Raw genomic sequence first — 25218 nt, forward strand, 5'->3', positions numbered from 1 at the left:
ATGAAATCGAAGCTGCCCATCTGGTACCTGGCCGGCCCGTTCTACCGCTACGAGCAGGACGTCAAGGCCGAGGCCGCCAAGGCTGGCGTGCGCATCGTCGATGCCAACGCCACCGAGAGCCGCGACGGCGCCGCCAAGGACGTGCCCAAGGTCACCCTGAAGCCGGAATATCGGGCGAAGGGCAAGGCCGAGGCCGCCAAGGCGGACGCGCAGACCTGACCGCCGTTTGACGGTCGCCCCTGCTCGCGCGGGGGCTTCCGTCAGCCTGTGGAGATACCCCAATGCCCCTGATCGTCGAAGACGGAACCGGCCTGCCGAACGCGGACAGCTACGTGAGCGTGGAGGACTGCCAGGCGTATGCCGCCGCCCACGGCCTGGCCTTCGCCGGCGAGGATGGCGCCCTGGAAGCAGCGTTGCGCAACTCCACGCTGTATCTGAATGGCGAATACACCTACCGCGGCGAGCGCGCCACCGACACGCAAGCGCTGGAATGGCCGCGCACTGTGGCCGATGGCGTGCCGCGCGAGGTCGTCAACGCCTGCTGCGAGCTGGCGGCGCGCGCGCTCAAGGGCCCGCTGTGGCAGGACGTCAGCAGCACCACCGCTGGTGCCGCCATCGAGAAGACCGTCGGCCCGATCACGACGAAGTACGCCAGCGCGGTCGGCGCGCGCAACGATGGCCAGACGCGCTACGCCGGCGTGGCCGCCATGCTGCGCCGCTGGCTGTCGTCCTACGGCTCGTCGGTCAAACTGGTGAGGTGCTGATATGCGGTTCTGTGTATACAAGGGGCGTCCGGGATTCCGGGCCTACAACGTCGTGCGCCGGCGCGGTCTGCGTGTATTGGTCACGCTCGATGGCGCGCCGGTGACGCACTGCGTTATGGCTGACACTCGGCGGGGCGTCGTTGTTTGCAATGAGGTGGATGACCACGGAAAGGTGGTGGTCAATGCTCGCGGCGACGGTATTAAGCAGGTCCGTCGATTTGGACGGGTGGCTGTGGAGATCATGCGGTAATGAGCACCTTCGACTATGCCGAAATGGCCGCTACCGCCCAGGAACTGCTGGTGGAGTTCGGGGCCCCGGTGACCGTGCGCCAGGTCGTGACTGGTGAATATGATCCGGACCTGGGAGAGGCTCCCACCACCACGGTCGACAGCGATGGCATCGGCGCGCTGTTCGACTACTCGGCGCAGGCCGCGGGCTTGGCCAATATGGCCGGCTCCGTCATCGAGACCGGCGACAAGCAGCTGTTTCTGGCGCCCGAGCTGGCGGCCGGAGGTCCGATGCCTGAGCCCAAGCCGTCGGACTTAGTGCTGGCGCTGGGCGCCACCTGGCGCGTGGTCACGGTCAAGACGTTGGCGCCGGCCGGCCTGGTGCTTCTGTTCGAACTGCAGCTGAGGCAGGCATGAGCTTCGCCGCCGATATCGCCAAGTTCGTCGAGCGCGCTAAGGGCAACATCGACACCGCTACGCGCCAGGCCACGGTACTGCTGGCCCAGGGCGTGATCCTGAAGTCGCCCGTAGATACCGGCCGGTTTCGGGCGAACTGGCAGTTTTCGGGCGCCGGCATCCAGCGCGCCACGTCGCTCGCCGTTGACCGCGGCGGCCAGGTCACGTTGAACCGCCTGGTGGCGGAGATCCAGCGTACCGGCTCGGGCGGCGTCACCTACCTGTCCAACTCGCTGCCCTATGCGGTGAGGCTGGAAAACGGCTGGTCCAAGCAAGCGCCGCAGGGCATGGTCAGGTTGACCGTGCAGGAGTTCCAGCACTACGTGAGCCAGGCGGCGAAGGAAGCGAACAAATGAGCCAGGACCTGATCCGCGCTGCCTTCGAGAAGCGGCTGAACGACTGGGCGAAGGCGCGCACGCCCGCGCTGGCCGTGGCCTGGCAGAACACGAAGTTCACGCCGCCGGCCGCTGGGGTTTACCTGCGCGCCTATGTCATGCCCGCCGCGACGATCAGCCGGGACGCCGCGGGCGATCACCGGCAGTACCGCGGCCTGTTCCAGGTGAACGTGGTGATGCCCATTGGCGCCGGGTCGCGCGCGGCCGAGCAGCTTGCAACGGAGCTTGATGCGCTGTTCCCGGTGAACTTGCTCATGCCTTCCGGCAGCTTCACCGTGCGCGTTCGCACCCCCATGAGCATGGGTCAGCCCACCACGGGCGACGCCGACCACACCGTGCCCATATCCCTGGGCTACGACGTCCAGTTTTACCCAGACTGACCCGGCCCTGAGCCGGTTTTTTTGACCCCACAGGAGCCATTCTCATGAGCGCCATTTTCCCCAATGGCACCGTTTTCTCGGTGTCGACCGTTCTGGGTGCGGCCTTGGCCGTGTCCGCCATCACGAACGCCAACCCGGCAGTGGCCTCAGCCACCGCGCCGCCGGCGGACGGCAGCATCCTTATCGTCAAGTCCGGCTGGCCGGAACTTAACGAGCGCGTGGTGCGTTCGGACAACGCGGCTGCGAGCACGTTTGCGCTGGAAGGCATCGACACCACCAGCTTGGCCCGCTTCCCGGCGGGGCAGGGTGTGGGCTCGGTCATCCCCGTCACTACCTGGGTGGATCTGTCCCAGGTCACTGGTGTGGAGAAGACGGGCGGCGAGCAGCAGTTTTTCCAGTGGCGCTACGTGGAAGACCGCAGCAGCCGCCAGCGCCAGCGTCCGACGTTCAAGAACGCCAAGGTCATCACCCTGACGCTGGACTACGACCCGGCCCTGGCCTGGTACGAGGCGCTGCGCGAGGCCGATGCGGTCAAGGACACCGTGGTGCTGCGCGCGCGCCTGCCGAACGGCGATGCCCTGTATTACCTGGTCTACCCGTCCTTCGACGCCGACCCGTCGATGACGCTGGACCAGAACATGCAGAACACCGCGACGTTCTCGATGACGTCGGAATTCACGCGCTACGCGCCGCTGCCGTAACAAGGGGTCGGGATGAGCAAGGTCATTTTCAAGCTGCAGCCCGCCCCGACCTTCACCGTGCCGGTGGAAATTCCCCGGCACGGCGAAGAGCCGGCCAAGATCAAGGTCACCTTCAAGCACAAATCCCGCGAGGACCTGGCCGAGTTCACGAAGCGTGCTGGCGAGTCGAACGCCGAGCAGGACGTGGCTCTGATGCGCGAGATGATTGCCGGCTGGGAAGGCCCGGACATGGAGTTCGGCGACCAGGCCATCCAGCTCCTGATCCAGAACTACCAGGGTGCCGTGCCGGCCTTGGTGCAGGCCTACGTCGTGGAGTTAATGCAGGCCCGCAGAAAAAACTGATTGCCGCGGCGGAGGAGATGTACCGACCGGCGCCGGACAAGGCCAGCTTGGCCGAGTTCGGCCTGCGGCTGGAGGATTTCCCCGTCGCGGTGATCGAACTCTGGCCAGAGAACGTGGTGCCAAAGGATGTGTTCGAGGCCATGGGCTCGCAATGGCGGATCGGCTTCGCCGGCCCCACCGGGCTGGACTATGGCGCGCTGACCGGCGTGATGCGCATTCTGCGAGTGCCGCCGGACGATGAGATCGACGTCTTCGACGCTGTACGCGTCATGGAAGGCGCCGCGCTCACGATGATGAACAAAAAATAGCCCGCAAGGGCTGAAACGGTGCCCTATGGCTGATGAAGTCGCATCCCTTGTACTGCGTGTCGACAGTACCCAAGCCAAAGGTGCGTCTGGTGATCTGGATAAGCTCACCTCTTCCGGCACAAAGGCCGAGCAGGCTGTAGCCCAGGTGGCCACCGCCGGCAAGGCAGCCGCAGCCGGATTGGGTGCGATGGGCCAGGCCGCCAAGACGACCCAGGCGCAGGCTGCTGCCGCCGCCATGTCGGCTGGCGAACTGCGGATGGCGATGCGCTCATTGCCCATGCAGATGACCGACATTACGGTCGGGCTGACGACTGGGCAATCGCCGTTCATGGTGCTCATGCAGCAGGGCGGCCAGTTGAAAGACATGTTCGGTGGCATTGGGCCCGCGATCCGCGCGGTGGTGGGCTATGTGGCCGGCCTGCTCACGCCCATCACGCTGGTCACGGCTGGCGTGGTGGCCATGGCGTTCGCGTTCGAGAAGGGCGCAAACGAGGTGCGCGCGTTCCAGAACGCCATCACCATGACTGGCGGCGCGGCCGGGGTGACGGCCAACGAGCTAGGCACCATGGCCAAGCGCATCGGCGACGTGCGCGGCACCACCGCGGCGGCGGCTGAAGCGCTCACCAAGCTGGTGGACACCGGCAAGCTGGGCGCGGACTCGATCGAGGGCCTGGGCCGAGCGGCCATCCTGACCCAGGCGGCCACCGGGCGCAGTGTCGACGACATGGTCAAGGACTATGAGCGCATCGCCGATGCGCCGGCCGAGGCCATCGCCAAGCTCAATGAGCGCTATCACTTCTTGAGCCTGGCAGTTTACGAGCGGGTCAAGTCGCTGGAGGAGGAGGGGCGGCAGCAGGATGCTGCGCGTTTGGCCCTGAGCACTTACGCGCAGGCCATGGAGGATCGCAGCAAGCAGGTAGTGCAGAATGCGGGCTATATGGAGCGCGCGTGGAATGCCGTCAAAGGCGCTGCGAAAGGTGCCTGGGATGCGATCGCCGACATCGGACGGCCAGACACTGCGCAGGATGTCCTGAATGGCCTGGAGCGTGAAGCTCGACAACGGCGCGAGAATATCGCGCTCGCGGAGCAGGCCGGCGCGTCCGTTTCCAAGGCGGAGCGCATTTCCCTGGCCGCCGCTGAGGCGCGCGTGGCGCTTGCTCGCGATCAGATGCAGACCCAATCCGCCATTGCCAAGGCGCAGGCGCTGGATGCCCAGCGCAGCGCGGTTGGAATTGCGGCGCGAGATGAGCTGAACAAACTCATCGCACAGGGAGCTTCGAACGAGGAGAAGCGAACCAAGGCGCTGGCGGAGAACGAGGAGCGTATTCGGCGCATCCGCGCAGGTGGTGGCACTGTCACCGCCAAGGAAGAGGCTGATTCGGTCGCAGCCATCGTTAAGCAATACGAGAAGCGATCCGCTGCGGCAGCCGGTAGCGTGGCCGCTGGCGTGCGCGAATTGGAGCAGGCTCGCCAGCAGGAGGCCGCGCTGCGCGCCCAGCTGGAAAGCACGGTGAGGATCACCACGGCGCGCCAGGAGCTGGTCAAGTTCGAACAGCGCATCGCGGACCTGAAGGCCAAGGACCAGCTCACGGCGGATGAGAAAAGCGTCCTGGCCAATGAGACGGCCATCCGCCAGCAGCTGGAGCACAACGCCGGCCTGGCGGACCAGGTCCGGATGCAGAAGGAAGCGATTCATCTGAAGGCTCTGGAGGCGTCGGCGCAGGAGATGCTGGCGGCGGACCAGCAGCGCTACAACGACCAGTTGCAGGGCTTCACGGGTAGCCCGCGAGTGCGCGAGCAGCTGCAGGCGCAGCAGCAGATCTACCGGGAGTTCCAGCGGCAGGTGCGGCGCGCGGCCGAGCAGGAGGCTGCCGGCGAGCTGTCGCCGCAGGGCTATGCCGACCGCGTGCGAGTGCTCAAGCAGAGCCTCGACGACCGGCTGGCGCTGCAGGCCGACTACTACAGCCAGCTGACCGCGCTGGAATCTGACTGGCGCAACGGAGCCATCGGTGGGCTGAACGACTACGTCTACGAGGCCTCGAATGTCGCCGCGGCTACGCGCAGCGCCTTCACGGACGCATTCAAGGGCGCCGAGGACGCGCTGGTGACGTTCGTCACCACCGGCAAGCTGAATTTCTCTGACCTGGCCAACAGCATCATCGCGGATCTGGCGCGTATCGCCATCCGGCAGAGCATCACCGGTCCGCTAGCCTCTGCGCTGGGAAGCGCGCTGAGCGGCTGGATGGGTGGCGGTGGTGCGCCCACGGCGGGCCAGGTTGCCGGCGCCACCCAAGGCGTCAATGCGGGCCTGCCTCTGTCCTTGTCGAGCGGCGGCTACACCGGCGACAAGCCGCGCGACCAGGCCACTGGGATCGTGCACGGCCAGGAATATGTCCTGAACGCCGACACCACCGCGCGCCTTGGGCGGGGAACGCTCGATGCGTTGAACGCTGGCGGCCCGCTGCCGATGTCGGACGCCCGCGAGGGAAGTATCACGCCCGTCACCACCGGCACGGCGTCGCAAAGCGGTGACGCGCCGCGAATCCAGTTCAACCTGATCAACCAGAGTGGCGAGCAGATGGAAGCGCAGCAGGGCGGGTCGCGGTGGGATTCGAGCCTGTCGACTTGGATATGCGACGTTGTGCTGACGCGGGCTCGCAAGGATCGCGGCTATCGCCGCCAGCTACAGGAACCCGCGTAAATGGCAACCTTTCCCTCCTATGCCCGCATCATCGACGCGGGTTATTCCAAACGCTCCGATACCGGGGTACTACGTACCGACATGGATGGAGGCATCGCGAAGCAGCGCCCGCGGTGGACGACGCCCATCATCACGCGCGCAGTCACGATCCTCGTGCAGAACATTGGAGATCGGGACGCGTTCGACACGTGGATGCTGACCGAGAACAACGGCGGGGCTGGCTGGTTCCACTGGGTCGATGAGAGCGGCGCACAGAAGCTCGCGCGGCTCGTCGGCGGGAATGTGTCCTGGACCACGCCGGGATTTGTGTGGACTGGCCAGGCAAGCCTGGAAACGGTGGGCTGATATGGCGCGTCATTTCACCGCCAAGGCGGATAGGAACGTCCTGGCTACGAGTGCGGATGAGGCGTTTCTGGAGTTGATCGAGATCACGCATCCGGGCCTTGCCGTACCCGCGCGATTCGTCAATGACACCGTAAACATCGTGGTCGAGGGCAACACGTACGTTGCGTGCCGTTTTGAACTGTCTTTACCAGACGACCAGGACGAGCAGGTGCCCAGTGCTCAGCTTTCGGTCGACAACATCGGTCGCGAACTGACGCAGTGGCTCGAGGTCAGCCAGGGCGGCGCTGGCGCCAAGTGCCGGTTGATCATGGTGCTGCGTTCGACTCCCTCCAACCTCGAGTTCGACATGACGCTGGACTTGACCGGCCTGTCGATCACCAATTATCGAGTGTCCGGGGACTTGGGATTCAAGAACACGCTCATGCAGTCGGCGGTCACAGTGCGGTATGACCCGACGACGACTCCAGGAATTTTCTGATGCATTGGTCCGATAAATACCTGAACCTTCCCTATGTGCCGGAAACCGGTGACTGCGCAGCGCTTGCGGCACTGGTTGCACGGGAGAAACTTGGGATTTGCGCCGACATTCCAGGCTCTCACGAAGAGACACTGCGAGCGCAAGCAGCGCAGATTGCACGCGTGAAGGCCGACTTCGCCGATCGAGTTGATGAACCCGTCGAAGGCCATCCTGTGCTTCTGCTGTCGCGCGGAGACCTGTTTCACATCGGTGTCATGTGTCGGTTGGCCGGAGAGTGGTGGGTACTGCACGCTGACAAAACCTTTGGGGCTGTCATCCGTCAGCGCCTGCGCTTCATGACGATGATCGATTACAAGATTGAAGGGTTCTACCGGTGGAAATCGTAGAAAAGAAGCCCGAGACGACGTCGGAGACTCCGTCGCTGCTGGTCGTTCGCAACCCCTTCGTTGCATCCGCAGGCCGAGACGCGTTTTGCGCTCCTTTCTTGCCCGGTGAAACCCTGGGGCGGTACTGCGAGCGTCTGCGCGTCGCGTTGCCGTCGCGCGTGGTCAATGTCTGGCACAACGGGCGGCCGGTGCCCATTGGGATCTGGCAGAGGCTTATCCCGCGCAATGGCGATCAGGTTGTGATCCGAGCGCGAGGCGAGGGTGGTGGTGGCGGCAATAAGGTACTGCGCACCGTTGCAATGATTGCAGTGGTGGTTGTGTCGATTTTTGCGCCGTATCTGGCGCCAGTAGCCTGGGGCCTTGGACCAGCCGGCGGGGCCCTTCTGTCCGCTGGTGTGATGCTCGGCGGTTCGCTGCTCGTCAACGCTCTACTCCCCATGCCGTCGCCTACCGCCGCGAAGTTGGGCACGGGTCAAAAATACGAGAGCAGCCCGACTTACTCCATTCAGGGCGGGCGAAATCGCCCTCGCCCCTGGGAACCGATGGCGATTGTGTTCGGGGAACACAAGGTAGTTGCAGACATTGGCGCTAAGCCCTACTCACAGTATGTCGGCGACACGCAATTTCTGAATCAGATCTTCCACTTCGGGCTTCAGCTGAACTCCGTCTCTTTGAACGACTACAGGATTGGCGAGACGCCAGTCCTGAGTTTTCAAGGGGTCCAGATGCAGTCTTCTGATCCCAATAGCGGGGGCTTGACCATGTTCCCCGGCAACGTGGACACGTTGCAGGGGTTCACCCTGCAGGCTGGCGTGGTCAATACCCGCACGACCCCGAAAGATGTCACGCACATTTCCGTCGAGGTGGCGTCCCAGTTGTTCTACGTGAACGATTCTGGCGCGATGGAGTCGCGGACTGTTGAACTTCGGCTGCAGTACCGTCCAGTCGGTGGCGCGTGGGTAGATATTGGGCTGCTCAATGATGCGAGCTACGCGACCCATTATTGGGCGAAGATGCAGATCGTGTCCGGAACAGGCGGCGGCGAAGCCGGAGAGGGATACACGCGGGAACAGCAGATCGGGTTCGGATCGACCAATTCCGCAGACCATACGGACGGTGAAACATTTGTCATCAAGCCTGGCTACAGCTTCGGCGGTGGCGACGCGGGCGTGACCGTTGTGCCGCCGGTGATGGGCGTTTGGCGCTGGAAGCCACACCCTTTCCAGGTCGGGCAGCCCTGGGCCGGAATCGCGCCTGATCCATTGCTCGGCTACAGCACGACCCCTGGTGTGCGCGTCACTGGGGGCAGGCAAGAGCCGACGCGGAAGACGATTTCTTGGGATGTACCTGTTGGCATGTACGAGGTGCGCGCCTGGAAGGTGACCGCGGACATACAGAGCAGCCGAGAATCGAACCAGACGGCGATCAGCCAGATACTGTGCTATCAGACCGACACGGCGGATTACTCGGGCCAGCTGCGTGTGGCCTTGCGCATCCAGGCTTCGGCACAGCTCAACGGAGCGGTTGACGAGTTCAGTGCCATTGCAACCGCGTGGTGCTCGATCTGGACCGGTTCCGACTGGCAGTGGGCCCCGACGAGCAACCCCGCGTGGTGGTTCCTGTGGTTCGCTCGCGGGAAGTTGGACACGGATGGGCATCGAATCTACGGCGGTGGCATGAGCGATGCCCAGATCGACATCGAGGCCATCAAGGCCTGGGGTTTGTGGTGCCACACCAATAGGCTCACGTTTGACTACGTGCTAGACCGCAAGATGAGCACGGCGTCTGTGCTTCAGATGATCGCGCGCGCCGGGCGTGCCTCGATGACCTACCAGACTGGGAAGCTTGGTGTCATATGGGACGCGGCGGACACCCCTGTCACTGCGATGTTCGGCCCGTTCAATGTCCGCGCCGGGTCCTTCAAGGTGGCATACATCAACGAAGGCACCGTTGACGAGATTGTTGCGAACTTCATTAATAAGGACTCGGGCTGGGTGATGGACGAGGTGCGCGCCAAGGTGCCTGGCGTGGTTGCCACGAACAATCCCTTGCAGCTCGACCTGGATGGCTGTGTGTACGCTGACATGGCCGGCCGGGAAGCGAATCTTCTGGCGGCAAGTCAGGTGTGGCGGCGGCGGCAGATTTCCTGGGAAACCGACATCGAGGGGATGGTGTGCACCCGCGGCGACGTGGTGTCGTTCTCACACGATTTGACGGTGTGGGGATACTCGGGGCGCATGATGCCCGGTAGTGGCGGCACCACGATAAAGCTGCAGAACAAGGTGCCCAGCGACGGCAACGGCATTGCGATGCTCCGCGATCCGGACGGCAACATGAAGACGGTTACCGTCGTGTCCGCTGTTGGTGATGTTGATGAGCTGACAATCATCTCGCCGCTGGATGGTTTCCCGATGCCGGGCGCGGCCGGCTTTGAAGAGTGCGCGCCGTTCGACTGGGCGTGGCAGTTCGATCCGATCGCGACGCCGGGACGTCGATTCAAGGTGTCCGGCGTCTCGCCGGCGGGCGACGGACTGCGATTTGAGGCCGTTGATGACGACCCGGAGTATTACGCCTGCGAGGACAACCCATATGCCTATACGCCGCCGAGAGACGGGGCGCTGCTGGTAGGGGTGGTGTTCTCGATCAGCGCGACGGAGGCCATCGTCAATGCCAGCAGCGATCAGATTCGCGTGACGCTTACTTGGGCGCTGTCGCGAGAAATGCCCGTTCTTGCGGTGGTTTTCGTGAACGGAGTTCAGCGCCTGGCGCAGGACATCGAGGGGCGCTCGACGGATCTGTTGGTTCGGACGGGCGACGTGATCACCGCCACGGTGACGCCGAACGGCCCAACAGGGACGGGGACGCCGCGCGAGACTACCTACGTCGTCCAAGGGCTGAATGCGCCACTTCCGCCCGTTGAGGGTTTGACAACGGTGTTCCGTGACGGGCTGACGGTGCTCAGCTGGCGCAAGGTATCCGACGTTCGTGATCCGGACTACGAGGTCAGGATTGGCGATTCCTGGTCGAATTCCCGGATCGTTGGCTCAACGCGCGCACAAGAGATGCTAGCGGTGGGCAATGGCAGCTACTGGGTAGCGGCCAGATTCAGGCTATCAAATGGCCAGGTCGTTTTCGGGCCTGCGGCCGGCATAACGGTTTCCGGCGCGGTGCTGGTCAGGAATGTCCTGCTGACGCAAGACGAAGCTCCTGACTGGACCGGCACGGTATCCGGCGGCGCGGTGGTGTACGAGAACCAACTGACGCTCGCGGCGCTGGGCGATGTGCTGGCGAGCCCGGACCTGTTCGCCGAGTCTGATTTGCTGTGGCTTGGCGGGGTGGCGTCAGACGGGATTTACACGAACGCGGTTTCGGACCAAGTCGACATTGGGTACGTGACGCCTGTCCGCCTCGATTTCAGCATCGATTATCTGGCTATTAGCCAAGATGATGACCTGCTGACGATCCCCGACTGGCTGGCGGCGGAAGATCTGCTCAATGGCTCAGCTCGACAGGCCATCACTGTTCGCCCGCAGATTCGAAGTGCACAGGTGGCAGGGCAGTGGTCGGAGTGGGTGGACTTCGTTCCAGGGCTGATCAACGCGCGCTACTTCGATGTTCGGCTGTACTTCGCCACTTCGAACGCGCGTATCTTGCCGTTCGTCAGGCATTTCGTTTGGACGATAGACGTGCCTGATCTTTTGCAGCGCGCCGAGTCTGTCTCTATCCCGGTCGCGGGCATGCGGGTCACGTATCCCAAGCCCTTTCATGCGCGTCCGAACTTGCAGATCACCATTCTGGATAGCCAACACGGCGATCGCGCTGTCGTGCAAGAAGCGACTGCCGGCGCGACGGGCTTCGATGTCATGATTTTTAACGGCTCCACGGCGGTGGGGCGAAAGATTAACTGGATTGCACAGGGGTTTTGACATGCAAGATAACTCGCAGATTCCAACCACGCCGCCGTTGCCCGGCAACGTCGCGATTCCCGCGATCAATAGGGCCCTTCAGACGATAGCCACCGATTTTTCAGGACCCAACGATCCGGCAGCGTTGGCGTGGCCGTACAGCTGCTGGGCTGATACCGCAAACCAGGTCTTGAAGCGCCGCAATGATTCGAACACGGCCTGGGTGATCGAATCTGAATTGTTCAAGCGGGCGTATCCGACGACGGGCGGCCTCATCAATGGCCAGGTCTCCGTCTACAAGGACAACCAGTCTGGCTTTTCGAATGCGGCCATCATCGCGAGTACCGCAAGCACCACGGTAGGCGACGCGGTCATTTCGCTTGCAGTAAGTGGGGCAGACGCGGCGCAGATCCTGCTATCGCGAGCCGACCCAACGGCAGTGAAGATCCTGGATGCCTCGGGATTGCCGAAGAATCTGGAGGCGAAGGCTGCCACGGCCCCGGCTCACGTCGTGACCAAGGCTCAGCTGGATGCTGGGCTGAACGGGAAGCAGGCAACCGGGAACTATGTGTCTGCGGCAAACGCAACACCTGTCACCGTGACCTGGGACGGATCGTTCTTTCAAGCTGCGGCAGATGGAGTGTATCGGGGCGCGTTGTGGCATTCCGGGAATTTCGATCCCAGTACGAAGGCGACGAAGGGCGCCCTTGTGCAGCACGATGGGGCGATCGTTGAGGCCGGCCCGACCTACTTTATCCAGTTGGTGGAACCGAGCCAGGTGGACTTCCCGAACCCGTTTGTGATGATCGGAATGCGTCGGGTGAACAATTCCGCGATCGTCTACCTTCGCGGCGTCACGCTGAAAATGATCTAGGAGGACCGCAATGATTACGCATGAACAAATGATTTTCTGCATCCGGCGGATCTATCCGCAGATCACCGTGTATGACCACGGCCGCAAGTACATCGTCTTGATGCCGATAGTCGGGGACGCGCAGCTCGAGGATGCGTACATCGCCAGATGGGACTTCGAAGACATCGAGCAGCCGACCTTCGAGGAAATCATGGCGGTGTGGAACAACTCGGCGACGCAGGCGGCCTACGCCGACCACGTCGCAAAGCTGGCCATCCCGACCTCGGTGTCGTGGCGCCAGGCGAATCTGGCCATGCTGGAAGTCGGCAAGCTGGCGGACGTGGAGGCGCTGATCCAAGGCATCGCGGATCCCGTCGAAAAGCGCAAGGCCGAGATCGAATTCAACTCCCCGGTGTATGAGCGCTCGAGCGCATTTCTGCGCGCCATGTGGGCGCAAGTCGGCGGCACGGATGCGCAGCTCGATGACCTTTTCGTCCTCGCCAGCCAGAAATAGCCGGCGATCGATTACTCGACTCGCACCGTGCCCCTTCGTTGGGGCTTTTTTACGTCTATAGGGGACGCGATTGAACATCCAAGACTTCGACGCCCTTGCGGCAAAGTTCGCCGGCGTGCTCGGCGCGGCCATTTCCATGCGCTACCTGCAGGGGTCTTGGCCGGCGCGGCTCAGCATGGCCATCAGTGGTTCGCTGGTGGCCTATTACGCCTCGCCGTATCTATCGCTGCTGCTGGGCATCCCGGAAGGCCTGGCGGGCTTTCTGACTGGCATGTTCGGCATGGCCATCGTGTCGCGCGCATGGGAGGCCGTGCAGGCGGCGCCCATCAGCGCGCTGTGGCAGGCCGTGATCGACCGCGTGCGCGGCAAAGGGGCGTGACATGGACGGCTCTATCTATCTGACGCTGTGGGCGGTGCTGGCGTTCGTCTGCTGGCTGGTCGTAGCCGGCGGCGCCGGGCTGGCGGTATTCGCCCGCTCGGTGAAGGACACCACGCTGGAGCGCATCGGCCTGTCGGCACTTTGCCTCACCGCTACGGGCGCGGCCTGCCGCGTCTTCGTTGCTGGGTGGGCGAGCGCGGGTGACGCGATGCTGGCCGCGTCCGCCGCTTTCTATGTCGCCGCAGTGACGGCGAAGCACATTCGGAGGCCGAATCAATGAGCGCGTTTCAACTATCCCAGCGCAGCCTGACGCGGCTGGCCGGCGTCCATCCCGACCTGGTGGCGATCGTGAAGCTGGCCATCCAGCGCACGGCGGTGGACTTCACGGTGGTGGAGGGCGTGCGGACGCTGGCGCAGCAGCGCGAATACGTCGCGCGGGGTGCTAGCCAGACGATGGCCAGCTACCACTTGCCGCAGGCGGATGGTCTTGGCCACGCCGTCGACCTGGCGCCGCTGGTGGGCGGGGCGATTCCCTGGGACCAATGGCAGCACTTCGCCGATCTGGCCGGCGTGGTCAAGGCGTGCGCCGCGGAGCTGGGCGTGCCGGTGGAGTGGGGCGGGGATTGGAAGATGCGCGATGGCCCGCACTTCCAGATCCCGCGCGACTGGAAGGGGCGGGCATGAACCCGCTGCTGCGCGCCGCGGCGCCATACCTGATCGGGGCTGCTGCTCTGGCCCTGGCCGCAGGTGCCGTCGCCTGGTACGGGCACGCCCAGCGTGCGGTCGGTCGGGCCGAGTGCCAGGAAGCCCACCGCGTGGCAGGCCTCGAGGAATTCAAGACTGAGGCCGAGCGGCTGACCGGGCTGTCGCAGAGCCTGGCCGACACCGTGCACACGCTCGCCACTGCCCAGCCCAAGGTCATCGAGAGGTATACCCGTGAAATCGTTCAGCGCCCTTTGCCTGCTGACTGCGTGCGCGACCCTGGCCGGGTGCGCGCAACCAACGAAGCCATCGACGCGGCCAACGCTGCCCGTCAACCTCAGCGCGCCGTGCCCGCCGGTGCCGCGCGTTGATTCGCCCTCTTGGGACGACCTGGCGCAGGCGCATGTAGCGCTGGCCTTCCAGTATGCAGAGTGCGCGGCACGGCATCAGACAGTGGTAGACGCTTGGGCCAGACCGTAGCCATGCCGCCAATGAAAACGCCCCATTGCTGGGGCGTTAGCACATAGTTCAGTTGGGGCGCCGCTCAACTGACAGCGGTGCGAACTTCGTCTTTCCCGGGGGGCTCAAACATTTCATTTCCGCTAACCACCCAGCCTCCCAAGCTTCGACCTTCTCGCGCCACGCCACGATCGGTTCACCTGTGTGTCCGGGCATGGCCGCGGCGCAATAGTAGGGGCAATCCCACAGAGTCAAGCCTTCGCGGGCAGCCTTGACGCCCAACTTTCGGATGTCGTCGCGTTGCATTGCTATACCCTCCAAAAGAAGAACACGGGAAGGTCAGTATTGCGCTTGGGGGGCGGGCTTGCAATAGTGTGGCGGTACTACCTAGCCTAGCGCGGCGTCATCCCCATGCGCAGCTTGCGGCGCATCTCCTGAGCCGATACCAATTGCTTCGACCCATAAGAAAAAACGTCCCAACCCGTGATGGGGTTGGGACGTAGTACCCAAAGCAGCCGGCCAAGGACGCACATGGGCGGGGGAAATGTAGCATATGCCATCTAGCGCCGTGCATCCCTTTGCGTAGCTCGCGCCCGGGGCCAACTACGGTGCAGGCGGGCGATGAGCTACCGCGACCGCGATTGAGCCGTCCGGGAGGCGGTATTTCCCGTCTCCCAACCAGCTCACAGGTTCACCAGTGGGCAAAGCGCAGTGGTATTCAGGCTTTGGGGGTTCCGCCGCGCCGCGCTTGATGACTAGCCGGCGTTGTATCCGACACGTAGATCGGTCTGGAAGCTTGACGATAACGTCTGCTAACCGAGTGTCTGAGGTCATTTTGTCTCCCTCCTAGATCGGTGCGCCTGTGTCGGGAATGGATTGCCTGCAGGCGCGTGCTCCCGTGGCGCGTTCATCTTTAGCACGGCCATTAGAACCGCGAGCATCCATCGTGCGGCGTACAACTGGTCTGGCGCGTCGCGGCATGTGCAAAGCCGTGGGAAACCACAAAAATGCGCCCCAATGGGGGGCTTTGCGTGAGTATCCGCGACCGGCGCCGTGAGCCAGTCCTGATAGGCGCCCTCCGGCAGGATCACAACCATGCGCTTTTCCTTGCCGGCCTGGTGGTAGTTCTGGAAGAGCGAATCCTGGTCGGCGTTGATGGTGAGCATGGTGTAGCTCTCCTGCCACTGGCCGGCCGGCCGGCGAACAAACACTCCCTGATACTTCGGCCACATATCTGAATTGGCCGGGAGCGGGATGCCGCGGGCCCGGAAGTACTTCTCCATCTGTTCCTGCTTCTTCAGCGCGGTGTAGTGGCTGCACATGGGGTATCCTGTCGGAACCTAGCGACACCCAAGCGTAGATGAATAAGGGTAAGAATGCGGGTAAGGGAACAGCGGGTGTCTATCACATTCCTTATAAATCAAAGGCTTGTACGATGATTCTGATTCCAATACCGCCTACCAAATTCCTGCAAAGTGCTGTCAAGCACGGCAAAGAGAAAGCCGCTAGATCAATGATCTGGCGGCTTTTTTGTTTGGGTTTCGTCCGTTGCATGCCGCGCGCCATGCCACAAAGCATGGTTTTCGCGGGGCAATGGCAAAGGCGCGAAAACTCTTCAGCTATCGACGCCAGCCGTTAGCCCTGCATTTACACAAGCCTGTGCGTTCTGCGCAGTTCGCGGTGAATCGCCGAATCATATTGAAGTAAGCCACGCATAATGGAAATATGGCGATTCATTAGCGTGTGGCCGAACATTTTGGTCACGTTCCGTTGACCGGCCGCCAGACATTTCCTTTCAGTACAACTGGCGGATTGGCCGATGATTGCCTGAGGCCGTTGGTTTGAATCAGGGGACCCTGTGAGCGCAGAATTGTCGCGACAAGGTAGACGTGAACGGCAGGGCCATTCCCTCGTGCGTCGCGTGACGCTCGGTCTGGCCCTGGCATGGTTTGCGTTGGTGATAGCTATTGCACGCTGGATGTCGCAGGGAATGGAGGCATCGCGGCTGGACAGCCTAGCCGCCAGCGCTGAATACGAGGCAAGAATTACTGCGCGCGTCATGGATCGGTTATTCACCGAGATGGTGAGCGTAGCGAACATGGTGGCCCGCCAGGGCCAAGTGATCCAGCTTGCCGTCCGTTACCGTACGGATCCACCCGGCGCAGCCGACTTGTCTCGAGAGCAGCGAGCGGCCCTGTTCACGCGGGATCCATTGGTGCGCAGGGTAGGCGACTTCATGAATGAGCTGGCCAGCGATCTGCGATACGCCCGCATTTATATGAACAATATGTCGGACGATACGGTGACGGCCAGTAACTGGGCGGAACCCGACAGCATCGTCGGCATGATCTACTCGGGTCGGGCTTATCTCGAAGACGCATTGCGTGATGGCTATGGCAGTTACTTCGGCATTGCCCGGTTGAACAAGAGTCCATCGTATTTCGTCGCCAGCCGCATCGAAGACTCGAATGACATGCCGCAGGGCTCAGTGACGGTAAAGTTCGATGCGCCGGATGTGGCGCTTTACCTGGCCGGGCGACATATCGCGTTGGTTGTGAATCGCCAGGGAAGGGTAACCACGGCTTCGTCCGAGCCGTTCATGCTGCGTAATGTCGCAGCGCTTTTACCTGCCGATTCGGTACTGCCTTCCGATGGCGATGAAGACCTCGGCGAACCCCTGGATATTCGCGCCATACCCGGCTCCATCCAATCCGGCCGTTGGCTCATCGATGGTAGGCCCTATCTGGCGAGGCGGCAGGCGCTGGCTAATGGGCAATACCACTTGATCACGCTGGCCTCGCTGGAATCTTTGGCGCCCATGCGCAAGCGGCATATCTGGGCGACGGGATTGGTGGCGATGGTCGGTCTGGTCCTGATCCTTCTCTCCAGCCATGTGGTCGCGCAAATGGTGAGACGCCGCCAAGATGAACGGCATGCCGCCAACCATGATGCGCTTACCGGCTTGCCGAATCGGCGAACGATCATGGCGGAGTTGGAGCGGTATTTCTCGGAAGCGAATCGGACGCAGCGGTCTGTTCAAGTCGCGTTTATAGATCTGGATGGGTTCAAGACGATTAACGATACCTACGGCCACGACATTGGCGACAAATTCTTGATCGAGGTTGGCCGACGTCTGTCGGCAGGCCTGCGTTCTGGAGAGGTGCTGGGTCGATGGGGGGGCGACGAATTCGTCGTCGTTGGCTTGGGCGCAAGGTCAGGGCCGACGGCTGATGCTGTGGTTGAAACAATGCGCACGCGCCTGGCCCCGTTGCTCAGCGGCATCTACACCCTGGACGACTGCAGTTTTCACTATGCCGGCGCGAGCTTTGGCATTGTGAATGCCGACCCATCGGCCAGCGCGCTGCAGGCCGTCCTCAGGGAAGCAGATCAATTGATGTATGCAGACAAGCAGGCGCGGCGTGAGATGCAGATTGCGTAACCGCCTGCCGGGCTGAGCCCGGGAAGACCTGCATCCGCCAGCCTTCTCGATACCCCCTAGGCCGTCATGCTGCGGTCAAATGTGCTGTACAAATATACAGTATATTTGAGGTCGGCAGCAGCGCAATTCGGCCCGGTTTCGGCCGAGAGGGGACGAAGCATGATCGATGAGGAATGGACGCAGCGGGACGACTATTACTGGCAAGGGCCAGCGGGCTGGACGATCTCCCGGGTCTTCGTGGACGGGATGTGGCAGTACGAACTATGGTTCAGCCGCGGCGGCGGAGGCACGATTTACGGAATGCGCGCCTCATTGGAAGGCGCGCAAGAGCTCTATCAGCAAAAGCTGCGGTAAGTTCTTGCCTGTCTGCAGGGAAGCGCCACCCGCGGCGTGGCTTCTATCTGCTGCGGCTGCTCGTGTCGCGCATCGGAAACCCGACTTTTCCTAGATTCCGTTTTTGGGCGCATTAAGAATCAGCCGCAAGCCCAGCGCCGCAATAACGCCCGCCGCTGCCCGGTCTATCCATTGCTTCGCCCGTAGATAAACCTCGCGCGGGCCCTTGGTCGAAAAACAGAGCGCCACGATCGCATACCAGCCGAATTCGACCAGGAACACCAGGGGCGGCAGCGCGAAATAGGTCCATGCCGGCGGATGCTGAGGCAGCAGCGCGGCGAAGATGCTGCCATACCAGATGGCCGTCTTGGGGTTGCTCAACTGGGTCGTGAGACCGATCCAGAAGGAACGACCTCCATTGCGTGATGCTGGCGCGCTGCTGCCGGGCATGGCAAAAGGCTGCCTGGCGTTGCGCCAGATGCCGGCAGCCACGTAAAGCAGATAGGCGCCGCCCGCGATTTTCAGCGCGACGTACAGCCATTCCACGCTTTGCAACAGGGAATACAGCCCCGCCAGCGCCAGGCCGGCGAACAGCATGCCGCCTGCGCCCATGCCGAAGGCCGAGGCCAGGCCGTCCCAGCGGGACTGGCCGATGGCCTTGCGCGCGACGATGATGAAGCTTGGTCCCGGCAGCATGGCTCCGAGCCACAGCGCACCGAGGATAGCGAGTATGGAAGCAAAGGGAGTCATGGTCGTTGGGGGCTGGAGCCATGGGAGACAATGATTCTTCCATGAAAGTCCGGCCCTGCAAAGGACGGTGAAGCGCCTGCTGGCGGCAGGCGTTTCGCGCAAATCCGGGTCTCAGCCGCTCGCCAGCGCCAGCGGCGCGGTGCGCGCTGGAGCGGCCGCCCTCGGGGCGGACTGCGCTTGCGGCTGCCGTTCATCCTGCAGGCGGAATACGCCCACGGCTTGCAGCAGCTCGGTCGCCTGCGATTGCAGGGCCGCCGAGGCGTCGGCGGCCTGGGCTACCCGGGCCGCGTTCTGCCGGGTCAGTTCGTCCATTTGCGTCACGGCCTGGTTGACTTCGTCGATGTCCGTACTCTGGGCCCGGCCCGCGTCGCCGATCTGACCGACGATGGTGGCCACGCGCTCGATGCTGGCCACGACTTCGCGGATCACGCCGGCGGCATGGTCGGCCTGGCGGAAACCGCTGCTGGTCTTCTCCAGCGAGCCGTCGATCAGGGTGCGGATCTCGCGCGCGGCGCTGGCGCTGCGTTGGGCCAGCGCGCGGACCTCGGTGGCGACGACCGCGAAGCCTCGCCCGCTTTCACCGGCGCGGGCTGCTTCCACCGCCGCGTTCAAGGCGAGGATGTTGGTCTGGAATGCGATGCTGTCGATCAAGCCGGTGATTTCGGAGATCTTGTTGGCTTCCTGCTGGATTTCTCCCATCACCGTCGCCACGCCCGCTACCGCGGCGCTGCCCGTGTCCGCGATGCGCCGCGCTTCGTCGCTCAGCTGCCGGGCCTGCAAGGCGTTGCCGGCGTTGTCATGGACGTTGGCGGCCAGGTCGCGCATCGATGCAACGGTCCGCTCCAGGGAGTCGGCCTGGGTCCGGGTGCGTTCTTCGAGCTGCTGGTTGTCCTGCATGATGTCGCGCGAGGCGGCGGAAAGGGCGGTGGCGGTGTTCCTTACGCCGCTCAGGGTCCGGTGCACGGCGTCCATCGTGGCCTTGAAGCTGCGGCCCAGGCTGCTGTCCATGCTCATGCCGCCAAAGCGCAGGTCGAACACGCCAGCCTCACGGCCGATATGCGCACTGAGTCGGGCCAGTTCCTCGGCCGCCACCGCGGCCCGTTCCATTTTCCAGGCCAGCCAGCCTAGCGCGGCAGCCTGCACCACCACATAGGCTGCGTGCAACAGCACCATGGGCAGGCTCGGCTCGGTGAAGCAAATTGTTCCGTAGCCCCATTGCTGCAGGAAGTTGAAGGACAGGTGGTGCAGTGCGATGACGACGGCCGCGCACAGGATGGTGCGCCAGTCGCGATAGGCCAGCAGCAGCGAGAGCAGCACGAAGATGCCGAAATGGATCTCGGCCATGCCGGACATCAGATGGATATGGAGCGCGGCCAGCACCATCAGGCTACAGGCCACGACCAGGCGGGTACTCAAGCGGCCGGGCCGCCAGAGTATCAACAGCGACGGTATGCCTGCGGCGGCCAAGCCGACGCCGATGGCGGCGCCCCAGCGTCCGTATTGAGGGGCCAAGCACAGTCCGACGGCAAACAGCAGCCAGAGCAGAGGCAGCATCGCCCGGTCGGTGCGGCGGTAAGAGTCTTCCAGCAAATCGCTTGCGTTGCGCATGGCAGTTCCTTGCTACGGGAAGCGCGGGGACCCGCGCACGTTCGATTTTTATTCAATAATTCCAATTTGTGAATATATATTCCAAATTATTCTCTACTGTTGCCGCGACGCGGCCAAGTGATCCGCCCCATACCGGCGGCCGGAAAACCGGCGCTTTGCGCGGCGCGTTTGAAGCGAGCGGAAAACCTGGGATATCCTGCTGCCCATCATGATGAGAGTACTGTGGCTCTGCCTGGGTTGCCTGATGCTGGCATTGGGTGTGATCGGCGCGTTTCTGCCCGTCATGCCTACGACCATTTTCCTGATCCTGGCGGTGGCCTGCTTTTCGCGCTCTTCGCCGCGTCTCGAGAAATGGCTGCTGGATAGCCCGACCTACGGTCCCGCCCTGCGCGCCTGGCGGGATCAGGGCGCCGTATCGCGCAAGGGCAAGACCTACGCCTGCCTGGGCATGGCGCTGGGCTATATGCTGTTCTGGTGGGGCGCGCATCCGTCTTGGATGCTGGCCGCCGGTGTGGCCGTGTTCTTCCTGGCTAGCGCGGCCTATGTTGTCACGCGGCCGGCGCCGCAGGGGCCGCAGGCCGGCAGCGGACAAGCGCGGTAGCCGCCGGCGTCAATGCGAATGCCGGGGATCGCCCCGCGTTTCCACGACCTTCAGATACAAGGTGGCGGGCTCCAGGCAGCCGCCGGTTGAAAGCTGGCCGACCAGTTGCCGGTATAGCTCTTGCCACGGCGTCTGAGATTCCGGCGCCTGGTAGGGCGGCTCCAGCTTGCGGCGTTCCATTTCTGTTTCATCCACCAGGGCGGTGACCGTGCGCTGGTTCAGGTCGACGCGGATGCGGTCGCCCGTGCGCAACAGCGCGAGGCCACCGCCCACCGCGGCTTCCGGCGACATGTTCAGGATCGAAGGGCTGGCCGAGGTGCCGCTCTGGCGGCCGTCGCCCAGGCAGGGCAGGGAGTCTATGCCGCGCTTGAGCAGATGCGAGGGCGGCGCCATGTTGACCACTTCCGCGCTGCCGGGGTAGCCGACGGTGCCGGCGCCGCGGATCACCAGGATGCAGTGCTCGTCGATGTTCAGGGCGGGGTCTTCGATGCGCGCGTGGTAGTCCTCGGGGCCTTCGAAGACGATGGCGCGCGCCTCGAAGGCGTTCTCTGAACCGGGCTCCGACAGATAGGCGTGGCGGAAGGCTTCGCCGACGACCGACATCTTGATGATGGCGCTGTCGAAGAAGTTGCCCGAGAGGACGATGAATCCCGCGCGATGCCTGAGCGGCGCGTCGCAGCTGCGGATGACGTCCGCATTGTTGGTCTTGGCCGTAGCCGCGATCTCGCCGATGGTCTTGCCGGACACGGTGCCGCAATCGGTATGCAGGCGGCCTGCTGCCGCCAGTTCGTGCAACACCGCCGGGACGCCGCCCGCGCGGTGAAAGCCTTCGCCCAGATGCTCACCCGCAGGTACACAGTTGACCAGCAGCGGCACGTCTTCGCCCAAGCGCTGCCAGTCGTCCAGGCTCAGGTCGATGCCGGCGTGGCGGGCCATGGCGATGAGGTGCGGCGGGCAGTTGCTGGAGGCGCCCAGCGCCGAGGCCACGACGATGGCGTTCTCGAAAGCCTGCCGCGTCAGGATGTGGGACGGGCGCAAGTCCTCGCGCACCATGTCGCAGATACGCAGCCCGGTGGCGTAGGCCATCTGGCCGCGCTCGCGGTACGGCGCGGGAATGCTGGCGCAGGTGGGCAGCGACATGCCCAGCGCTTCGGCCAGCGAGTTCATCGACAGCGCCGTGCCCATGGTGTTGCAGTGGCCGACGGACGGCGACGACGCCGTGGCCAGCGTCATGAAGCCTTCGTAGTCCAGCTTGCCCGCGGCCATCAGATTGCGCGCATGCCAGATGACCGTGCCGGAGCCGACGCGCTGGCCGTCGTGCCAGCCGTCCAGCATCGGCCCGCCGGACAGCACGATGGCGGGAATATCCACGGTGGCCGCGGCCATGAGGCAGGCGGGCGTGGTCTTGTCGCAGCCGGTGGTCAGGACCACGCCGTCCAGCGGATAGCCGTGCAGGATCTCTACCAGGCCCAGATAGGCCAGGTTCCGGTCCAGCGCGGCGGTGGGGCGCCGGCCCTGTTCGGCCAGCGGGTGCACGGGAAACTCCATGGGGATGCCGCCCGCGTCGCGGATGCCGGCCTTGATGCGCTCGGCCAGCGCCAGGTGATGCCGGTTGCAGGGCGCCAGGTCGCTGCCGGTCTGAGCGATGCCGATGATCGGCCGCCCAGATTGCAGTTCCTGGCGCGTCAGGCCGTAGTTGAGGTAGCGCTCGACATAGATGGCCGTCATGTCGGCGTGGGCCGGATCGTCGAACCACTTCTGGCTGCGCAGCTTGCGGGGAGTCTGGGACATGGGATTCTCGTTTACAGCGGTTGCGTGGCGGCCCGGCGCGCGTGCGGGCCGCAAAGGCTTAGTTGCGCGCCTTCTGGATCTCGTCGTTGAGCTGCTTGACCAGCTCTGGGCCGAGGTCCTGCGTGTACTTGTCGACCACCGGCTGCACCTTCTGGCGCATGCGCGCGATCTCTTCGGGCGAGACCGTGTTGATCTTCATGCCGGCCTTTTCCAGCGTGGTCATGGCCTTTTGGGAGTCCGCACGGCTGTCCTGGCGCTCAAAGTCGCGCGAGGATGCGGCCGCCTGGCGGATCAGCTTCTGTTCTTCCGGCGACAGGGTGTCCCACCATTTCTTGGACGCCAGCACCACCCAGGGCGTGTAGACGTGGCGGGTGATGGTCAGATAGGGCTGAACCTCGTAGAACTTGCTGCTCTGGATGGTGGTGATGGGGTTTTCCTGGCCGTCCACGGTGCGGGTTTCCAGCGCGGTGAACAGCTCGGAGAACGGCATGGGCACGGCGTTGGCGCCCAGCGTATTGAAGACGCCCAATGCGATCTGGTTCTGCATCACGCGCAGCTTGATGCCTTGCAGGTCTTCCGCGCGCGCGATGGGGCGCTTGGAGTTGGTCATGTTGCGAAAGCCGTTTTCCCAATAGACCAGGCCGATGATGCCCTTGGCTTCCAGCTTTTTCAGCATGTCCTGGCCCAGAGGCCCGTCCAGCACGGCGTCCGCTTCCTTTTCGCTGTTGAAGAGGAAGGGCAGGTCGAACACGCCGAACTCCTTGACCATGCCGGCCAGGGGCGCGGTGGACCCCACCATCATTTCCTGCACGCCGCCCACCAGCGCGCTTTGCATCTGCTCGTCCGAGCCCAGGTTGGCCGAGCCGAAGGTCTTCATCTTGAGCTTGCCGCCGCTGATTTTTTCCAGCTCCTGCGCCAGGTGGCGCGCGGCGCGCCCCTGGACGCTTTCCTCGTTCAGGCCATAGCCGAAACGGATCAGGCGAGGTTTGACGTCGGCGGCGGACGCGACGCCGGCGACGGCGCAGGACAGCGCCGTCGCCAGGACAAGAATGCGGGTCTTGAAACGGGTGATCATGGTGCTCCTCCTTGGGGTTTTTCTAATGCATCCAGCGTGCGGGGACGGTGATCAGCTCGGGGAAGATCACCAGCAGGATCAGCAGCAGCGTGTAGGCGACGACATAGCGCCACACGCCCCTGCAGATGGTTTCCATATTGATGCGGGCGACGCCGCAAACCACGTTGAGCACGGTGCCCACCGGCGGCGTCAGCAGGCCCACGCAACCCACCATGACGAACATCACGCCGAAGTAGACGGGGTCGATCCCGGCCTTGGTGACCACCGGCATCAGCACCGGCGCCAGGATCAGGATGGTGGGCGTCAGGTCCATCACCGTGCCCACCAGCGTCAGCAGCACCAGCAGGGCGAACATCAGCAGCTTGGGTTGGTCCAGCACGGGTTCCAGCAGCGCGATCAGGTCCTGCGGCATGTCGGCCAGAGTGATCATGTAGGACGAGACCATGGCGGCGGCCACCAGGAACATGACGATGGCGGTGGTGCTGGCGGCGTTGATGAAGAGCGGCGCCAGGTCGCGCACGCCGATTTCGCGGTAGACGAACAGGCTGACCAGCAGCGCGTAGACCGCGGCGACGACGGCCGCCTCGGTCGGCGTGAAGATGCCGCCGCGCAAGCCGCCGATGATGATGACGGGCAGCATCAGGGCCCATAGCGATTCGCGCAGCGCCTTCCAGCGCTTGCTCCAGGGTTCGCGCGGCGAGGGCTTTATGCTGCCGTGCTTGCGCGCCACCCAGGTCCATACGGCGACCAGGGTCAGGCCCATCATCAGTCCGGGCGCGATGCCGGCGAAGAACAGCTTGGTGATCGACACGTTGGTGGCGACGCCAAAGATGATGAACGAGATCGAGGGCGGAATGATGGGCGCGATGATGCCGCCGGCCGCGATCAACCCGGAGGCCTGGCCCGCGTCGTAGCCCCTTTCGCGCAGCATGGGGATGAGCAGCGAGCCCAGCGCAGCGGCGTCGGCCACGGCCGAGCCGGACAGCGCGGCCAGCAGCACGCTGGCGAAGATGGCCACGTAGCCCAGGCCGCCCTGGATGTGGCCCACGAAGGTGCTGGCCAGATTGACGATACGGCGCGAAATGCCGCCGGCGTTCATCAGTTCGCCGGCCAGCATGAACAGCGGCACCGCCATGAGGGTGAAGCTGTTGGCGCCAGACAGCATGTTCTGCGCCAGGATCTGGGTATCGAAAAAGTCCAGCTGGAACATCATGGCGATCGCGCTGAGCAGCAGCGCGAAGGCGATAGGCATGCCCAGGGCGATCAGCCCCAGCAGCACGAGCAGGAAAACGGTCAGGATCATTGCGGGCGTCCGGGCGGGGTAG

The 25218-nt window shown here is 63.7% G+C and carries 29 protein-coding genes; 22 read left to right on the forward strand and 7 right to left on the reverse strand.

The features are described from left to right. The 19 genes from IB268_RS26525 to IB268_RS26615 all read left to right on the forward strand — a co-directional run bounded on the left by IB268_RS26525 (position 1) and on the right by IB268_RS26615 (position 14208). Entirely contained in the window at positions 1-219 is a 219-nt protein-coding gene (locus IB268_RS26525) for a hypothetical protein (protein WP_192355063.1), read from the forward strand. 62 nt (positions 220-281) lie between these two features. Next, positions 282-764, forward strand: coding sequence for a DnaT-like ssDNA-binding protein (locus tag IB268_RS26530; RefSeq protein WP_192355064.1), 483 nt, complete (start codon positions 282-284; stop codon positions 762-764). 249 nt (positions 765-1013) lie between these two features. After that, positions 1014-1409 carry a hypothetical protein gene (locus IB268_RS26535; protein WP_192355065.1) on the forward strand — a complete coding sequence of 132 codons (396 nt, stop codon included), beginning with the start codon at positions 1014-1016 and terminating at the stop codon, positions 1407-1409. Further along, positions 1406-1804, forward strand: a complete 399-nt coding sequence (locus tag IB268_RS26540) for an HK97 gp10 family phage protein (protein WP_192355066.1) — start codon at positions 1406-1408, stop codon at positions 1802-1804. Before IB268_RS26535 ends, IB268_RS26540 begins: the two co-directional genes overlap by 4 nt. After that, positions 1801-2223: a DUF4128 domain-containing protein gene (locus IB268_RS26545; protein ID WP_192355067.1), complete on the forward strand. Its 423-nt coding sequence runs from the start codon at positions 1801-1803 to the stop codon at positions 2221-2223. The genes IB268_RS26540 and IB268_RS26545 overlap by 4 nt, the downstream gene beginning before the upstream one ends. Before the next feature lie 44 nt (positions 2224-2267). Beyond that, positions 2268-2924 carry a phage tail protein gene (locus tag IB268_RS26550; protein ID WP_192355068.1) on the forward strand — a complete coding sequence of 219 codons (657 nt, stop codon included), beginning with the start codon at positions 2268-2270 and terminating at the stop codon, positions 2922-2924. A gap of 12 nt (positions 2925-2936) precedes the next feature. Then, positions 2937-3266 carry a phage tail assembly chaperone gene (locus IB268_RS26555; RefSeq protein WP_192355069.1) on the forward strand — a complete coding sequence of 110 codons (330 nt, stop codon included), beginning with the start codon at positions 2937-2939 and terminating at the stop codon, positions 3264-3266. A 17-nt stretch (positions 3267-3283) separates the two neighbouring features. Further along, positions 3284-3574: a DUF1799 domain-containing protein gene (locus IB268_RS26560; protein ID WP_192355070.1), complete on the forward strand. Its 291-nt coding sequence runs from the start codon at positions 3284-3286 to the stop codon at positions 3572-3574. 25 nt (positions 3575-3599) lie between these two features. Then, the gene (locus IB268_RS26565; protein ID WP_192355071.1) at positions 3600-6275 is read left to right on the forward strand and encodes a phage tail tape measure protein; all 2676 of its coding nucleotides are present in this window, start codon (positions 3600-3602) and stop codon (positions 6273-6275) included. Further along, a complete protein-coding gene (locus tag IB268_RS26570; protein ID WP_192355072.1) occupies positions 6276-6620 on the forward strand; it encodes a hypothetical protein in 345 nt (114 codons plus the stop codon). A gap of 1 nt (position 6621) precedes the next feature. Then, complete coding sequence (locus IB268_RS26575) at positions 6622-7098, forward strand: DUF1833 family protein (protein ID WP_192355073.1); 477 nt, start codon at positions 6622-6624, stop codon at positions 7096-7098. After that, entirely contained in the window at positions 7098-7484 is a 387-nt protein-coding gene (locus IB268_RS26580; protein WP_192355074.1) for a hypothetical protein, read from the forward strand. Before IB268_RS26575 ends, IB268_RS26580 begins: the two co-directional genes overlap by 1 nt. After that, the gene (locus IB268_RS26585) at positions 7472-11410 is read left to right on the forward strand and encodes a host specificity protein J (RefSeq protein ID WP_370540039.1); all 3939 of its coding nucleotides are present in this window, start codon (positions 7472-7474) and stop codon (positions 11408-11410) included. Before IB268_RS26580 ends, IB268_RS26585 begins: the two co-directional genes overlap by 13 nt. Before the next feature lies 1 nt (position 11411). Next, entirely contained in the window at positions 11412-12263 is an 852-nt protein-coding gene (locus tag IB268_RS26590) for a hypothetical protein (protein ID WP_192355075.1), read from the forward strand. 10 nt (positions 12264-12273) lie between these two features. Beyond that, positions 12274-12756 carry a hypothetical protein gene (locus IB268_RS26595; RefSeq protein ID WP_192355076.1) on the forward strand — a complete coding sequence of 161 codons (483 nt, stop codon included), beginning with the start codon at positions 12274-12276 and terminating at the stop codon, positions 12754-12756. Between the two features lie 70 nt (positions 12757-12826). After that, a complete protein-coding gene (locus IB268_RS26600) occupies positions 12827-13135 on the forward strand; it encodes a hypothetical protein (protein WP_192355077.1) in 309 nt (102 codons plus the stop codon). 1 nt (position 13136) lies between these two features. Beyond that, positions 13137-13415, forward strand: coding sequence for a hypothetical protein (locus tag IB268_RS26605; protein WP_175209126.1), 279 nt, complete (start codon positions 13137-13139; stop codon positions 13413-13415). After that, positions 13412-13819 (forward strand): M15 family metallopeptidase, encoded by a 408-nt coding sequence (locus IB268_RS26610; protein WP_192355078.1) that lies wholly within the window; start codon positions 13412-13414, stop codon positions 13817-13819. The genes IB268_RS26605 and IB268_RS26610 overlap by 4 nt, the downstream gene beginning before the upstream one ends. Continuing rightward, on the forward strand, positions 13816-14208 hold the full coding sequence (locus IB268_RS26615) for a hypothetical protein (RefSeq protein WP_192355079.1): 393 nt from the start codon (positions 13816-13818) through the stop codon (positions 14206-14208). Before IB268_RS26610 ends, IB268_RS26615 begins: the two co-directional genes overlap by 4 nt. A 157-nt stretch (positions 14209-14365) precedes the next feature. On the opposite strand, the gene IB268_RS31270 is transcribed toward IB268_RS26615, so the two are convergent. After that, a complete protein-coding gene (locus tag IB268_RS31270) occupies positions 14366-14602 on the reverse strand; it encodes a CrpP-related protein (protein WP_304515490.1) in 237 nt (78 codons plus the stop codon). Positions 14603-15126: 524 nt separating this feature from the next. Continuing rightward, the gene (locus tag IB268_RS31135; protein WP_225591504.1) at positions 15127-15618 is read right to left on the reverse strand and encodes a hypothetical protein; all 492 of its coding nucleotides are present in this window, start codon (positions 15616-15618) and stop codon (positions 15127-15129) included. Positions 15619-16154: 536 nt separating this feature from the next. Between IB268_RS31135 and IB268_RS26625 the strand changes: the two genes are divergently transcribed. Both IB268_RS26625 and IB268_RS26630 read left to right on the forward strand, forming a co-directional pair. Beyond that, complete coding sequence (locus IB268_RS26625) at positions 16155-17735, forward strand: sensor domain-containing diguanylate cyclase (protein WP_192355080.1); 1581 nt, start codon at positions 16155-16157, stop codon at positions 17733-17735. A 159-nt stretch (positions 17736-17894) separates the two neighbouring features. Beyond that, the gene (locus IB268_RS26630; protein ID WP_054458275.1) at positions 17895-18089 is read left to right on the forward strand and encodes a hypothetical protein; all 195 of its coding nucleotides are present in this window, start codon (positions 17895-17897) and stop codon (positions 18087-18089) included. Between the two features lie 90 nt (positions 18090-18179). On the opposite strand, the gene IB268_RS26635 is transcribed toward IB268_RS26630, so the two are convergent. Both IB268_RS26635 and IB268_RS26640 read right to left on the reverse strand, forming a co-directional pair. After that, on the reverse strand, positions 18180-18818 hold the full coding sequence (locus IB268_RS26635; protein WP_119451612.1) for a LysE family translocator: 639 nt from the start codon (positions 18816-18818) through the stop codon (positions 18180-18182). A 111-nt stretch (positions 18819-18929) separates the two neighbouring features. Beyond that, complete coding sequence (locus tag IB268_RS26640) at positions 18930-20426, reverse strand: methyl-accepting chemotaxis protein (protein ID WP_119451613.1); 1497 nt, start codon at positions 20424-20426, stop codon at positions 18930-18932. Positions 20427-20634: 208 nt separating this feature from the next. Between IB268_RS26640 and IB268_RS26645 the strand changes: the two genes are divergently transcribed. Beyond that, positions 20635-21027 carry a YbaN family protein gene (locus IB268_RS26645; protein WP_119451614.1) on the forward strand — a complete coding sequence of 131 codons (393 nt, stop codon included), beginning with the start codon at positions 20635-20637 and terminating at the stop codon, positions 21025-21027. A gap of 9 nt (positions 21028-21036) precedes the next feature. On the opposite strand, the gene IB268_RS26650 is transcribed toward IB268_RS26645, so the two are convergent. Genes IB268_RS26650 through IB268_RS26660 form a run of 3 tightly spaced genes read right to left on the reverse strand, consistent with a single transcriptional unit; the run spans position 21037 to position 25196 of the window. Beyond that, positions 21037-22818 (reverse strand): IlvD/Edd family dehydratase, encoded by a 1782-nt coding sequence (locus tag IB268_RS26650; RefSeq protein ID WP_192353190.1) that lies wholly within the window; start codon positions 22816-22818, stop codon positions 21037-21039. Between the two features lie 58 nt (positions 22819-22876). After that, positions 22877-23893, reverse strand: coding sequence for a TRAP transporter substrate-binding protein (locus tag IB268_RS26655; RefSeq protein WP_054458271.1), 1017 nt, complete (start codon positions 23891-23893; stop codon positions 22877-22879). Positions 23894-23915: 22 nt separating this feature from the next. After that, entirely contained in the window at positions 23916-25196 is a 1281-nt protein-coding gene (locus IB268_RS26660) for a TRAP transporter large permease (protein WP_054458270.1), read from the reverse strand. Between the last annotated feature and the right edge of the window lie 22 nt (positions 25197-25218).

Origin of the sequence: Achromobacter sp. ACM01 (genome assembly GCF_014851745.1) — a bacterium.
Lineage (GTDB): Bacteria > Pseudomonadota > Gammaproteobacteria > Burkholderiales > Burkholderiaceae_B > Achromobacter > Achromobacter aegrifaciens.

Coding starts and splice junctions, on each gene's coding strand:
- IB268_RS26525 (WP_192355063.1), top strand. CDS start 1: ATGAAATCGAAGCTGCCCATCTGGTACCTGGCCGGCCCGTTCTACCGC.
- IB268_RS26530 (WP_192355064.1), top strand. CDS start 282: ATGCCCCTGATCGTCGAAGACGGAACCGGCCTGCCGAACGCGGACAGC.
- IB268_RS26535 (WP_192355065.1), top strand. CDS start 1,014: ATGAGCACCTTCGACTATGCCGAAATGGCCGCTACCGCCCAGGAACTG.
- IB268_RS26540 (WP_192355066.1), top strand. CDS start 1,406: ATGAGCTTCGCCGCCGATATCGCCAAGTTCGTCGAGCGCGCTAAGGGC.
- IB268_RS26545 (WP_192355067.1), top strand. CDS start 1,801: ATGAGCCAGGACCTGATCCGCGCTGCCTTCGAGAAGCGGCTGAACGAC.
- IB268_RS26550 (WP_192355068.1), top strand. CDS start 2,268: ATGAGCGCCATTTTCCCCAATGGCACCGTTTTCTCGGTGTCGACCGTT.
- IB268_RS26555 (WP_192355069.1), top strand. CDS start 2,937: ATGAGCAAGGTCATTTTCAAGCTGCAGCCCGCCCCGACCTTCACCGTG.
- IB268_RS26560 (WP_192355070.1), top strand. CDS start 3,284: ATGTACCGACCGGCGCCGGACAAGGCCAGCTTGGCCGAGTTCGGCCTG.
- IB268_RS26565 (WP_192355071.1), top strand. CDS start 3,600: ATGGCTGATGAAGTCGCATCCCTTGTACTGCGTGTCGACAGTACCCAA.
- IB268_RS26570 (WP_192355072.1), top strand. CDS start 6,276: ATGGCAACCTTTCCCTCCTATGCCCGCATCATCGACGCGGGTTATTCC.
- IB268_RS26575 (WP_192355073.1), top strand. CDS start 6,622: ATGGCGCGTCATTTCACCGCCAAGGCGGATAGGAACGTCCTGGCTACG.
- IB268_RS26580 (WP_192355074.1), top strand. CDS start 7,098: ATGCATTGGTCCGATAAATACCTGAACCTTCCCTATGTGCCGGAAACC.
- IB268_RS26590 (WP_192355075.1), top strand. CDS start 11,412: ATGCAAGATAACTCGCAGATTCCAACCACGCCGCCGTTGCCCGGCAAC.
- IB268_RS26595 (WP_192355076.1), top strand. CDS start 12,274: ATGATTACGCATGAACAAATGATTTTCTGCATCCGGCGGATCTATCCG.
- IB268_RS26605 (WP_175209126.1), top strand. CDS start 13,137: ATGGACGGCTCTATCTATCTGACGCTGTGGGCGGTGCTGGCGTTCGTC.
- IB268_RS26610 (WP_192355078.1), top strand. CDS start 13,412: ATGAGCGCGTTTCAACTATCCCAGCGCAGCCTGACGCGGCTGGCCGGC.
- IB268_RS26615 (WP_192355079.1), top strand. CDS start 13,816: ATGAACCCGCTGCTGCGCGCCGCGGCGCCATACCTGATCGGGGCTGCT.
- IB268_RS31270 (WP_304515490.1), bottom strand. CDS start 14,602: ATGCAACGCGACGACATCCGAAAGTTGGGCGTCAAGGCTGCCCGCGAA.
- IB268_RS31135 (WP_225591504.1), bottom strand. CDS start 15,618: ATGTGCAGCCACTACACCGCGCTGAAGAAGCAGGAACAGATGGAGAAG.
- IB268_RS26630 (WP_054458275.1), top strand. CDS start 17,895: ATGATCGATGAGGAATGGACGCAGCGGGACGACTATTACTGGCAAGGG.
- IB268_RS26635 (WP_119451612.1), bottom strand. CDS start 18,818: ATGACTCCCTTTGCTTCCATACTCGCTATCCTCGGTGCGCTGTGGCTC.
- IB268_RS26640 (WP_119451613.1), bottom strand. CDS start 20,426: ATGCGCAACGCAAGCGATTTGCTGGAAGACTCTTACCGCCGCACCGAC.
- IB268_RS26645 (WP_119451614.1), top strand. CDS start 20,635: ATGATGAGAGTACTGTGGCTCTGCCTGGGTTGCCTGATGCTGGCATTG.
- IB268_RS26650 (WP_192353190.1), bottom strand. CDS start 22,818: ATGTCCCAGACTCCCCGCAAGCTGCGCAGCCAGAAGTGGTTCGACGAT.
- IB268_RS26655 (WP_054458271.1), bottom strand. CDS start 23,893: ATGATCACCCGTTTCAAGACCCGCATTCTTGTCCTGGCGACGGCGCTG.
- IB268_RS26660 (WP_054458270.1), bottom strand. CDS start 25,196: ATGATCCTGACCGTTTTCCTGCTCGTGCTGCTGGGGCTGATCGCCCTG.